Genomic DNA, 12,958 nt, shown 5'->3' on the forward strand with positions numbered 1-12,958 from the left:
AAATAGAAAAGAAACGATTTTACGCCATTATATGCCTTACGTAAGATTTATTTAAATAATTCTTATATATTTTTGTGGTCAGACGATAATAATTGAAGAAATTTCGTTCTTAAATAAGATCCAAAAATCACTTTTGTATATGTACGGAAAATTTGTCTTTCCAACGCTCCTGAGCATTTTATTGATTACTTCCTCTCTTTTTGCACAAACCAAGTCGGTTGATTCCTTTTTAAATGGGAAGCAAAAGGTTTATGGGGCCACCGTTTCTGCAGGAGGAAATGTGATGGTCTATGTAAGTAATTATAAGAAAAAGAAGACTATTGAGCTCTTCGAAGTCACTAAAAATGAAAATGACAAGTGGGGAGAGCCAATTCGCCTGACCAACCTAAGTAATAAATTTGAAATTATTACTGATCCTTTTATTTCTTATGATGCTAATTTTTTACTGTTTTCCGCCATCGAAAAAGGGGGAGCCAGTTATGATATTTACTTTAGTGAAAGAAGAGGTTCGGTTTGGCAGACGCCGCGTCCGGTAGGAGGTGAAGTGAATACCTGGAAGGTGGAAGGATCTCCTTCCCTTAGCCTGGATGGTAAGCAATTATATTTCCTGAGAGATGAATTTGGTGACCCCGAAAAAGGGAGGACACAGCTTTATGTGGCCGACTGGGCCGGAGATGCCAGTTATAACAACGTTCGACTGCTAAAAGGAAGCTTTAATGAGCAAAATGTTAAACGGCCTATTTTATATCGTGGGGGAAATGTGATCCTGATGTCATTGCAAAAGGACAATAAGATAGGGGGCTATGATGTGAATTACACTTATCAACTCGAGGACGGGACTTGGTCGGATCCATTGCCCCTGGCCTTTATGAATACACCCAAGGATGATTTTTTGGCAGGACTACCCGTTACGGGTGAGGCGGTTTATACCACTGTCGACCAGGAGTTATTTCAAATTGAAATTCCGGAATCTATACCCGCGACCCCTTTAGTTTTGATGAAGGGTTATTTGAGGGATCGAAAAGTAGGGATGCATGTGGATGCGGTGGTTCGCCTGATAGAGGTGGGGTCTAATAAAGAAGTTTTGGTAGGTAGGAATAATCCTACTGATGGATTTTACTCCATTATTGCACCAGTGGGGAAAAAGTACAAATTGAATTTCTTTTCAAAAAATCATGTGGAGTTTGATACTTTGCTGGATTTTAGCGGCATTCAAACTTTTGTACAGTATGATCAAAATATTGAAATGACTTCAGAGGTTTTGGTCCAATATGCTTTACAAGATTTGAGTAGTTTACGTCCTACCAGTGGGGAGATTCGTATTTTTACCGGTAATCAGTTGATTCATTCCTCTTATTTTGAGGCGGGTCAGCAACCTCAGCAGATCCCCTTGCCATTGGGGTATAAATATCAGTTTGAAATCATTTCCAATACCTGTCAACCCTATCGGGGGATTATCAATTTTCAGGATAGCAAGCGATATCCCGCCATTTTTGAGAAAAAGATTCGGATGAGAAGGAAGCTTCAGGAGATTTATTTTGAAATCCTGACCCCGGAGGGAGAGAAGCCGAAGGATACCACCATACAGGTGAAAAATTTGGAAACGGAAAAAGGCAGAACCTATTCTGCGGTGAGTCTGGCCTATTTGGAATATGGTTCCCGTTATCAGGTAGAGGTGATGCGACAAGATGAAGTTTTGGAAACGATGAATCTGGTAGTGGATCCGGAAGGGAAAATTTACAGGGTGAGTCAGGACTGGCAGTGGGGGCAGCCCTTAAAACAGCAGGTTACTGCTCCGGAAGGTCCGAAAATTGAAATGAAATTGGAGCAGATTTAACCCGGATTATTCATGCCTTAATCCTTGTTTTACTGCTAGGTGGGAAAAATGAAGGAATAGTTCCCTGTTTCGAGTTATTTCCATGGAAGCAGTTGAATGAGGAGAAGGCAGGTTTACTCTAATTTGGTTATTAAAAATCAAAGAATATAATTGTAATCGATAGATTGTTAGGGGTTTGGGTGGTTTGAGGGATTCAGCGGTGAATACTTCGGGTTAGGGGAATTGGTTTTATACAGGAACAGGTCATCCATTTAGGGTGACCTGTTTTTTTATGCCAATCAGGCGGTTACTTTTTCCTCTATACCTCTGAGATCAACAGGGACCACGCGGGACACCCCCTGCTCCAGCATCGTCACGCCATACATGATGTCTGTGGAGGCCATGGTGCGCTTGTTGTGGGTGACAATGATAAACTGCGACTCATTGGAGAAGGTGCGGATGATATTGTTGAATTTGTCAATATTGGCATCATCCAAAGGTGCGTCCACCTCATCAAAAATACAGAAGGGTGCTGGCTTGAGCAGATAAATGGCAAATAGCAGAGAGGTGGCTGTCAGGGTTTTTTCCCCTCCGGAAAGCTGGCTAATGGATAATGGTCGCTTCCCTTTCGGTTTGGCGATAATATCGATTTTTGATTCCAGTGGGTTTTCAGGATCTGATAGCGTTAGATCGCAGTCATCCTCTTCGGTGAACAGCGAGCGGAAAACACGGATGAAATTAGTCTTGATTTTCCCAAAAGCCTCCATAAAGTTCTCCCGGGCGGTCTCATCAATCTGACTGATGGTGTCCATCAAATCATTTTTGGCTTCATATAAATCTTCCTTCTGTTGATTGATGAAAGTATAGCGCTCCTGAATTTCATTATAGGCTTCCACCGCCAGTGGATTAATCGGTCCAATGCGGTCCAGCTTGCTTTTAGTTTCCTTCACCCATTGTTTCAGCTGCTCCACAGCGTGGGGGATCTGCTCCGGATCGGTGTTTTCCAGCAATTCTTCCAGATCCACCTCAAATTCTACCTTCAACCGCTCCTGAGTAGATTGCATGCCCAGTTTGGCTTCATTGAGGGCCTGTGAATATTTCATCACCAATTCATCGGTCACCTCTTTTTCCCGAAGATATTGCTTAGCTTCTTTCTCTGCGCTGTCAATCGCGGTGCGGTGAAGGCCGTATTTCTTTTCCGTATCTTCCACTACGCGTTCCAATTGTTCCCGCTCCGCATACAGGCGCATCAGTTCTTCATCCTTTTCCACCTGGTGGTTTTGCAGGTTGGCCTGTTCCTCCTGTAATTCTGCTAATTCATCTTCGGCCTGCTGGCTTTGATCCTGAATGAGCTTTTGGTGTTTTTGCTGCAGATCATATTGCTGTTCCGCGGATTGCAGGGCATTTTCCTGTCGGTGAAAATTCAGGTTGACTTCATTGAATTGTGCTAAAACCAGCTCGAATTCTTCCTTTTGAACATCCACCTGTTCTTTGAGTATTTCTCCCTGTTCCACCAATCCTTCAATCTCTGCAGAAAGCCGCTCTTTTTGAGGGCTGAGAGACTGAATTTCTTCTTCCAGTGTACTGAGTTGATCCCCCAGCGCTTCCTGGTTATATTCACTTTGCTGAATGACCTGATGTACCTGTTCGAATTTGGTTCGGGCAACGGCTTGTTCCTGTTTTAAAATAGCGACTTCTGCTTTTAATCGATCTATTTGTTCCTTTTCAGACTCCGCCTTTAGGGAGGCGATTTTCTTCAGGCATTCCTCCAGCGCTATTTCTTCTCCTTTTAATTTTTCCTCTAGCTGAAGCACCACAGATTTTAGCTTTTCTACTTGTCGGGCAGTGCCTAGGCCATGTTGGTCCGCATTGACCGATCCTCCGCCAATGGAAAACTTTTTCTGAATAATACTGCCATCATTGTTGACAAATATGCCATTGGCATTTGGTGGGATAGCCTTTTCATGCTCCACAAAATATACCCGATGGAGTAATAAGCTTAGAAGAGGGTGGTATTCCGCCGCACTTTCCATTACTTCCATGGCGGCTGTAAGTCCGCTGATATGGGGTGTCTCCGAGATTTTATTAATCTGGTCCAATAAGAAAAAATGCGCTTTCCCTTTTTGATCTTCCTTCAACCTGCGAATAGCCGCTTTGGCTTCCTGAACCGTAGGAACAATGAAATAGTTCATAAAGGGTTCCAGGAAGGTGGTTAATGCCGCACGAAATCGATCGGGGGCATCCACAATTTCAGAAAGCAGGGGCGCCGCTTTGCCTTCCCATTCCTGATGGTTTCGAATATGTTGCAGGGCCTCAGGATAGCCCTCCAGATTCTCCATCAGTGATTTTTTCAGCTGAAACTCATTTTCTTTGGCATCCAGAATTCGGGAAGATTTTCGGATTTGTTCTTTGAGTTCATCAGCAAGATGTTCCTGTTCCTGAATGTTTTCCTGAAGCTCCAGTTCCGACCTTTCCAATCCTTCCAGGACGCCTGCCTTATCGGCAAACTCTTCATTCAGATCATTCAGTTTATCCTCAAAAATGCTGAGGTCTCGTTGCTGATTTTGCTTTTCTGCCAGCCCTTTTTCCATTTCCATTTTTAGCGCAGAACGCTGAACGCTGGCGATTTCCAGGTCTTTCTGGCTTTGGAAAAGGGACTGCTGGGCGCTTTTTTCACGGCTGATCACAGACTCCAGCTGGTTTTGCGATAAATCCAGTTGCTGGCGGGCCTGTTCTTTTTGGCTTTCCAGCTGATTTTTTTGCGCTTCTACTTCCAGCAACATGCGCTCAGCTGAGGTCATGGTTTGCGTGGCGGCCTGCATTTGCTGCTCCACATTGCGCAGGTTCTGTTGCTGTTCTTCCAGCTGTATTTTGAGTTGGTTGATACGCTCACTCAAAAAGCGTTTACGTTCCGTTTTTACCTGCTTATCGCTTTCGTAATCGCGGATTTTTCCTACATGCTGATTGAGGTTTTGCTGATTGCTGCGTAATAATTGCTCCACATTCAGCAGATCCGCTTTTAGTTTTTCAACCTCTGCCTCTTTCAGCGCAATTTGGCTACTGATATGGGCGCGCTGATCATTTTCCTTATTTAATTGTTCTTCCACACGGAAAAACTGATCCCGGAAAGTTTTTACTTCCTGACAGGCCAGTTGAAGGCTGAAATTTTTGTAGTCTTCTTTTAGTTTAAAGTAGCGCTTGGCGGTTTTTGCCTGTCGCTCCAAAGACTTCATGTTTTTCTCAATTTCCGCCAATAAGTCTTCCACCCGCTCCAAATCGGCATCTGTATCTTTAAGTTTCTTGAGGGTCTCCTTTTTACGGGCCTTAAACTTAGAGATGCCGGCAGCCTCTTCAAACAATCCCCGGCGGGAATTATCCTTATCATTCAGGATTTCTTCCACCATTCTCAGCTCAATAATCGCATAAGAATTGGACGTAATTCCCGTATCCATGAAGAGTCCCGTAATGTCTTTAAGGCGGCAGGTAACGCCATTTAAAAGGTATTCGCTGTCACCGCTGCGGTAATATCTTCTGGAAATGGTGACGGTATGGTATTCCGTCGGGAGTAGGTTTTTCGTGTTTTTGAAGGTCAGGGAAACTTCTGCCAGGTTGGTGGCTTTGCGGTTTCGGGTACCATTAAAGATGATGTTCTCCATCTTTTCTGATCGCAAAGCACTGGTTTTTTGCTCGCCCAATACCCATCGGATGGCATCTACTACATTGGACTTTCCACAACCATTGGGGCCGACAATACCGGTAATTCCCTCATTAAAATTGATTTCAACGCGGTCTCCAAAACTTTTGAAGCCCTTAATCTCTAAAGACGTTAATTGCATGCAAACAGAAGGCTAAAAAATGATGCTTAATGGGCGTGATGATCACAAATTTGGTTGGTAGGTACTTTTGCAGAACCGAGGCACACCGGACAATCGCCGTTCAGATGTTTATCTCCCTCACACATGCTACAGGTGGCAAAGCCGGAGTTGGAGCATTTGGTACAAGACTGATAATCATTCAATCCAAACTGATTCACGGAAATTTGTACCCCCTGCCCATTGCAGGCATTACAACGCTCTTTACCGATTCCATGGCAACGTGGGCAGGATTGTTCCAATGTCCCCAGGCCATCACAATCCTGACAGGGCTTTAGTCGATAGCCCAAAGCGTTGCAGAAATTACAATCCAGGATCACTTTAAGCTTGTTATCAATTTTTGTCTTCAATGCTGCGGCCTGCCGAAAATAATCGCCACTGTTTCCGGTCATATTTAAGTAGCGTTCGGTGAAATTTTCCGCATTTTTATATTGGCCAATTTCATACAGGGTTTCCGCAAATAGGTAAGCCATATTATAAGGCAATACCTCTTTGGTGGCCAATGCGCGTCTGAACGCAATATTGGCATTCTGGAAATCACCATTATCCATATATTGTTTACCCAGGCTCACCCATTGGATCACTTCCCGTGAAAACTGATAGTCGTCACCCTGATAATATTGGGCATTTGCTTGTTGCTGACTTCCAAAAATCAGCAAGCCACACAGCAATATCAAAGCCTTAAGGTAGGAAGGGGAAATTTTCGATTCGAATTGTATGCGCATAAAGGTATGGAATAAAAAAATGTAGCCTCTAAAATAGATCTTTTCGGCCTGAAAGTCGATTTTTTAACACTTTTTGACTTTTGCCTATAAGGTCTTATTTCTTTTTGACAAACAAGGACTTAACGAAAAGCGTAAATTCAGTGCGTATTTCCGGATCGGTCACAATACTTTTTAAAGTAGAAAATAAATAGCCCATGGTGACCGTCTCCGCTTTTGTTGCTTCCTCTGCCGGAACCATAAGCTGATGTTCCTGCTTATTGGGCTTGGGAGCTTTGGCTGTTTTTTTCTGTTCCTTTTTCTTTTTGGGAGCAATCGCCACTTTGCCATCTTTGGACTTAACGCTGATTTCCTCTGCCCCTTTTAGCTCCGCCTCATGGTCTGCAGAGCGTTGAGGCTGATGCAATTCATCGGCTTCTTTGAAGCTTTTCTGCGCATCTTCCATTTTGCCCAGGCGCTCCAGAATCATGCCCCGGTTGTTGTGAGATATCGCATCTTTTGGATCCAGTTCAATGGCTTTGTCGTAGTCTGCTACCGCTCCTTTATGATCTTTCATGCGTTCACGGATGAAAGCGCGCGAAGCATAACGGTACCCATTGTTAGGCTCCAGAGAAATGGCTTTATCAAAGTCGGCCATGGCCTTCTCATTTTGTCCCAACAGGTGATAGCATACGCCACGATCACCAAAATGCTGGGCGTGGAAAGGTTCCATGGAAATAAGGAATGAATAATCTTTAGCGGCCTCTTCAAACTGCTGATTTTTACCCAAAGCGATGGCACGGTTGACCCTACTGGATTTATGCGATGGATCCAATAGCAGTACCTGATTGAACTTTTTTATGGCCTCCGGAATATTATTGGCTTGTGCTTTGGCTAACCCCTCGTTGAAAAGTTGATCTAAATTCATGCTCCTATTTTTCGATGCTTTTTCTTAACCGACCGCAAATATAAGATTATTTGGGCGGAAATCTTACAAAATAAGCTTTACGCAAATTCTGTGCTCAAATAACCCCCTGTCTAAGGGGGAATGCTGCTGCCTATTTTTTTGATTAAAAATTTGTGTTCTTTTCATTTCCCTTAATTTTGCAGCCATGTCAAATTCAACCCTTACCTCATCATCGTCAATGGAAATCCGAAAGAAAGTCGGACTGTTGATGGTTATTTCTTTCTTAGCGCGTTGGGCCGTGGCGCAGTTTACCGAATTGGGAAACGATGAAGTGTATTACTGGACCTATGCACTCATGCCAGATATTAGTCATTTTGATCATCCGCCTTTGGTGGGCTGGTTAATTCGAATGACGACCCTGAATTTGACCTGGACTTCTGAAATTTTCGTGCGCTTGTCTGCGGTGCTTATTGGTACCGGAAATATCTGGATTTTTTATCGGATAGGGACTTATCTTAAGGATGAGCTCACTGGTTGGTATGCGGCTTTGCTTTATACTGCTTCGGTTTATTGTTCTATTATTGCAGGTGCTTTCATTTTGCCGGATACACCACAGTCTGTATTTTGGCTATTAGGTTTGTTCGCTTTTATTAAGGCATTTAATCCGGAGAGCAGAGTGGAATTAGCAGGGAAGCAATTGCTTTTGGCCGGATTGTGGTCCGGTTTGGCCATGTACAGCAAGTACCATGGCGTGTTTCTTTGGATGGGTGCTTTGCTATATATTACTCTTTATGACCGCAAGTGGTGGTTACGTTGGGAATTGTGGGCTGCAGGGATACTGTCTTTGTTGATTTTCTCTCCGGTCTTTGTGTGGAATTTCCAAAATGACTTCATTTCTTTCACTTTTCATGGAGAACGGGTGGATCCGGGTAGTGGATTTAAACCTCATTATTTACTTCAGGCACTTATCGGGCAGATCGCCTATAATAATCCAATCAATTCCGTACTGTGCATGATCGCTTTAGGGGCATTTTTTAAGGGGAAAATTCCTAAAACACCTTCTAACCGCTTATTGGTGTGGATGGGATTGCCATTGATATTACTTTTTACCGGGGTCGCTTTTTTCCGTCAGATTTTGCCCCATTGGACCAGTCCGGCATTTTTTTCTTTAATGCTTCTGGCTGCCATTTGGTTTCGTCAAAAGGAAAATCCAGTCTTTTGGCCAAAAGCATTGGTATGGGCGAATGGACTGGTATTATTTACCATTGTTCTGGGACTGATACAGATTAATAGTGGTTTTATTCCCCTGAGCCATGAGACCGAAGAAAATCGGGTGGGTAGAGGTGATATCACCCTGGATATGCAAAGCTGGTCGGATCTGAAAGCGCCTTTTGCGGCATTTCTGGAGGAAGAAAAGGCTAAAGGTCAATACCTGGGGGATAAAATGCTAAGTCCGAAATGGTTTCCGGCGGCGCATTTAGATTATTATGTAGCCACTCCGCTTCAGTTGAAAATGATGGGAGGGGGCAGCCTGCTCGATACCCATCAATATGCCTGGTTAACGGAGAAAAGGGGAGGTTTAGTCAAAGGGGAAAGTGCCTATTATATTACGCCTTCTTCTATGTTTAAAGATCCTATTCCCTATTACGGATCCCATTTTGAAAAGGTGGAATTAGCCACTGTGATTCCGGTCTTTCGTGGTGGAAAATTAGCACGTAATTTCTTTGTATATCGTTTGGTGAATGCCAAGGAAAGTTTGCATCCATTTGATCGGGATTATTGGCAATAAGTCGGGAGAATGACCTCCGTTTTTTTGTATGTTTTGATAGCTAATGGAGGTTTAATGCGCTTGAGGTTAGTTTTCGTCGGCAAGTGGACTTTTGGAGGATTTTGTTGCCGAGAACAGATCCTTATTGGCAATATTGCTGTAAATTGAGGTATGTTTAGTAAAGAAAATAAGCCTAAAATTGTGTTGCCCAGTCCCCTTAAAGCCCCTGATTTGATGGGCTGCGGAATGGAGCATTCAAATGTTACCCTGACAGACCTGGTAGAGGAATACAATGGCTTACTGAGCCTTTTGAAAGTAGCGGTGAATCATATCGCCCAAGCTAATGATTTGGAGATTGTTCAGCTGCATCAGATTGATCTATCCGGTTCCAATTATTGGTTGATCAATGGTAATCAGCTATCCAAAATTATTCCTAAGTTCGCCTATCTTGAGTATGCCTTTGACGATTTATATTTACTAAAAACACCCAGTAAAGAAATTATTAAGCTCCTTCGTGGCGTAGATTATGCAGAAGCACTTAAGGCTTTACAAGCGATGAAAGTGATGTAAGTCCAATAAAATGAGGTAATTAGAGGTGTGGGGTTTTGATGGTGAAAAAAAATTCATTTTATTTGTTTTATGCGAACAAAAGATGAAGGAAAAATTAATCGGATCTATCAGGCTACAGTAGACTTAGTGATGCAAGTGGGCATTGCAGGGGCGACCATTCCTAAAATAGCCAAGAAAGCCGGAATGGCTTCGGGTACTCTTTATATTTATTTTGAGAACAAAGAGGATTTACTTCGCCAACTTTACCTTCATCTAAAAAGTGAAATGGTTTCCGTTACTTTTGGTGCTTTAGATAAGTCCGCTCCTTTTAAGTTGCAAATGTTCCAATTGTGGAAGGAATTACTTGCTATGGCGGTAGAGAAGTATCCTGAACGAATTTTTTTAGAACAATATAAAATTTCACCCTTTTATGACGAACAGGTGATGGAGGCTTCCATTGGTTGGGTGAAGCAGGCGGAGGATTTTTTGGAAGAAGGTAAAAACCAGCTGCTTGTCAAGGATATCCAAAAAGATTTAGTGTATTCCATGATGTATGGCTTTTTAAATGAACTCGCGGTCCAGCACCGGAGGGGTTTATTTCACCTGAATGATCATCGCATAGGAGATTCTTTTGGTTTATTATGGGATGCCATAAAAGCGTAATAAATGAAAACTTTTTCATTTGATCTTCGTTTGTTAGGTCTGTTAATGTAATTTATATGGACTTAATAAAAATAGGAGCCTTGCTTTTGATTTTTACAATCAGTGGCGTGGGCTATCACCGGATGACAGCGGTGGAGAATGAAATAGCATCAATTCATTTTAATGGAGATCAGTTTGTTAATCTCAGCCCAACAAAGGCATATTCCGATTATGAATATTGGCCCATGCTCAAAGCTTACTGGGATGCCGATGCGCAGGATCGATTGCCCAAAATAGAAATTCCGGTGCATGAACTAAAAGCGGGAGATTTTGATAGCATACCAGCGGACTTTTCTTATACTTGGTTGGGGCATTCTTCTTTTTTGCTGGAGATAGAAGGGAACCGTTTGTTGTTCGATCCTGTGTTGGGGGATCGGGCTTCGATGCTTTCGTTTGCGGGTCCAAAACGGATGCATGAATCGCCTATTTCGGTGACGGATCTGCCCGCTTTAAATGGGGTTGTGATTTCTCATGACCATTATGACCACCTGGATAAACCTACCATTCAGGCCCTGGCTCAAGGAAGTCAGGTTCATTTTTATATGCCACTGGAAGTTGGGAAGCATTTCAGGGCCTGGGGCGTTCCTGAGGAGCGTATTCATGAGTATGACTGGTGGGATGCTGTGCAATTTGGATCTGTGAAAATGGTTTGTACGCCGGCTCGTCACTCCTCAGGACGTGGGCTTTTTGATCAAAACAGTACATTGTGGTCCTCTTGGTCATTAATCGGGGAAAAGTATAAAGTTTTCTATAGTGGAGATACGGCCGATATGCCTGAGTTTGCGGATATAGTAGCACAATTTGGCGCTTTTGATATCAGTATTTTCCAGGTTGGAGCCTATAATACATTATGGGAAGATGCGCACATTTTGCCTGCTCAGGCTTTGGAGGCTAATGCGGTCCTTGGTGTGAAAACGATGATTCCTGTGCACTGGGCAACATTTGATCTGGCTTTGCATCCCTGGGATGCGCCCATTAAAGCTTTGTATTCTGCGGCAGATCAGTATTCCTTTTTTATCCGGGTACCGGAAATAGGGGAATCGGTAGATGTGGCTGGTCTCAGAAATAATTCTGATTGGTGGAACAACGAACTGGTGAAAAAGGCTGCATCCTGAAATTGCTAGGGGGGACTTGGTGTAAGAATAGTGTTAATTTATCCGTTTTTTGTCATCATATTACCTGATATTTTCTAATTCTTGTCCGGTTTTTTTTTAATTCATCCTGTTATTTTGTAAATACACTTAATCATATTACCAGGGTATATTCTTTGTACATAGATAAGAAATTGAAAAGAATATGAGGGAATTAAAAGACACACCTAAATTGAATCTCTTGATCCAAGAAGATGTAGAACAGCAACTTAATGAGTTGAAGAAATTGAAGAAACCGGTAAAGGAAGACCTGTTAGAGGATGTGTTGGAGGGCTTTAAGGAGTTAGCAAAGCAAATTGAATCCGGCCAAAAGGATCCTGATGTTAAGTAAAAAAGCTTGCGGTAATTTTTTTAAACTCATCCAGGTTGATTTTGATATGCGCCTTTTTGGCGGAAGATAGTTTTCCGTCACGGTGGCTGTTATTTACACTTGGGCATATCAGCATCCGATAGTTCATTTCTTTTCTCAGGCATAATTCATAATACAACGGGCTTGTGTATTCCTTCGGGAATATCTCTAGGACCCTTGTGCCTTTTTTACAGTAAAACAGGTTGGTCAAGGCTGCGCCATGTGGTGCAATGATGGATTTGGCATTTCTGAAAAGATTGATTTGTTCACCAAGCGTGTAATTTCCTAAATCCAAAATGGCAAACCCCATATCTTCTAAAATGGGTATGATTTCGTCTTCATTTATGACTTTTCTTTGAGTGGTATCCCTTCTGCTGATATAAATTTTTTCGGGGCTGTGCGTAATTGGAGCCTTAATGTTATTGAAAAATTCCTGAGTCCATGGTTTGTACCACCCATTATGACGACTGCTGGAAGCGCACCAAAGCTCGTCAAAGGAAAGAAAAGTGTTTTCTTTCATGACCTTAATTTTTGAAGGTGGAATGCCTATTAGCGCTAAGGATTGTTTTTGAAAGGGGAGTTCATGAGCCGAGACTAAAAACCAATCTATTGTTTCGAAATCTCCGCTTTTGATGAGCAGGGCTGTTTTTGCCAGTGCATCGACCATCCAGTGAAAGTAATTGTTTTTGCCTCCTCCTGCTAACAAATTGAATACTCTGCCTGCAAGGTGGGTGCTTGATGCTATCCTGGGTAGAAAGTATTGCTCCGGGTCATGGTTGGCCTGAGGGCCAATTTGATGGATCATGGAGAGTGGTTGGATGATTTTACCCTCTTTAATTAATATGTTTTCGAATAAATTATCGGAGAACAGAAGCCCGTCTTTTACCACATGAAGGCCATCATTTGAGATGATTACGGGTTCCTGTTGTACTTTATAATCCTTTCGGTAATAATGGAAAGTAGCGGCCGGTACTACCGGATTTAAGGTGTATGCCGGGATGATTTGTTTAAATTCTTTCGGGGAAGAGTAATTAATGGGAAAGGCTTTTAAAGAGGTGAGTGGAGCAAGGAAATTGCCCAGCTCATGTGTGTTAATTGCTCTTCTGGCGATACTTTTAAGCTTTTGACTGTTGAGCTTCATCT

General features: G+C 42.7%; 10 protein-coding genes. 6 read left to right on the top strand and 4 right to left on the bottom strand.

Features of this window, described 5'->3' with window-relative positions:
* Positions 1-139 precede the first annotated feature (139 nt).
* On the top strand, positions 140-1,837 hold the full coding sequence (locus NG22_RS03160; protein WP_053404375.1) for a PD40 domain-containing protein: 1,698 nt from the start codon (positions 140-142) through the stop codon (positions 1,835-1,837).
* A gap of 278 nt (positions 1,838-2,115) precedes the next feature.
* Here NG22_RS03160 and smc read toward each other — a convergent pair whose 3' ends face one another.
* The 3 genes from smc to NG22_RS03175 all read right to left on the bottom strand — a co-directional run bounded on the left by smc (position 2,116) and on the right by NG22_RS03175 (position 7,317).
* Complete coding sequence (gene smc, locus NG22_RS03165; RefSeq protein ID WP_053404376.1) at positions 2,116-5,652, bottom strand: chromosome segregation protein SMC; 3,537 nt, start codon at positions 5,650-5,652, stop codon at positions 2,116-2,118.
* 26 nt (positions 5,653-5,678) lie between these two features.
* A complete protein-coding gene (locus NG22_RS03170; RefSeq protein ID WP_053404377.1) occupies positions 5,679-6,413 on the bottom strand; it encodes a hypothetical protein in 735 nt (244 codons plus the stop codon).
* A gap of 94 nt (positions 6,414-6,507) precedes the next feature.
* Entirely contained in the window at positions 6,508-7,317 is an 810-nt protein-coding gene (locus NG22_RS03175) for a tetratricopeptide repeat protein (protein WP_053404378.1), read from the bottom strand.
* Positions 7,318-7,501: 184 nt separating this feature from the next.
* On the opposite strand from NG22_RS03175, the gene NG22_RS03180 reads away from it, so the two are divergent.
* From NG22_RS03180 to NG22_RS03200, 5 genes are all read left to right on the top strand, one after another.
* The gene (locus tag NG22_RS03180; protein WP_082304969.1) at positions 7,502-9,085 is read left to right on the top strand and encodes a glycosyltransferase family 39 protein; all 1,584 of its coding nucleotides are present in this window, start codon (positions 7,502-7,504) and stop codon (positions 9,083-9,085) included.
* Positions 9,086-9,235: 150 nt separating this feature from the next.
* Complete coding sequence (locus tag NG22_RS03185; protein ID WP_053404380.1) at positions 9,236-9,634, top strand: hypothetical protein; 399 nt, start codon at positions 9,236-9,238, stop codon at positions 9,632-9,634.
* Between the two features lie 69 nt (positions 9,635-9,703).
* A complete protein-coding gene (locus tag NG22_RS03190; RefSeq protein WP_053404381.1) occupies positions 9,704-10,276 on the top strand; it encodes a TetR/AcrR family transcriptional regulator in 573 nt (190 codons plus the stop codon).
* Between the two features lie 56 nt (positions 10,277-10,332).
* Positions 10,333-11,430, top strand: a complete 1,098-nt coding sequence (locus NG22_RS03195) for an MBL fold metallo-hydrolase (protein ID WP_053404382.1) — start codon at positions 10,333-10,335, stop codon at positions 11,428-11,430.
* A 217-nt stretch (positions 11,431-11,647) separates the two neighbouring features.
* The gene (locus NG22_RS03200) at positions 11,648-11,797 is read left to right on the top strand and encodes a hypothetical protein (protein ID WP_157600839.1); all 150 of its coding nucleotides are present in this window, start codon (positions 11,648-11,650) and stop codon (positions 11,795-11,797) included.
* Here NG22_RS03200 and NG22_RS03205 read toward each other — a convergent pair.
* Entirely contained in the window at positions 11,790-12,956 is a 1,167-nt protein-coding gene (locus NG22_RS03205; protein ID WP_053404384.1) for a DUF563 domain-containing protein, read from the bottom strand. The genes NG22_RS03200 and NG22_RS03205 overlap by 8 nt on opposite strands.
* Positions 12,957-12,958: the final 2 nt, after the last annotated feature.

It is taken from the genome of Persicobacter sp. CCB-QB2, assembly GCF_001274635.1.
In the GTDB taxonomy this organism is placed as follows: domain Bacteria; phylum Bacteroidota; class Bacteroidia; order Cytophagales; family Cyclobacteriaceae; genus Persicobacter; species Persicobacter diffluens.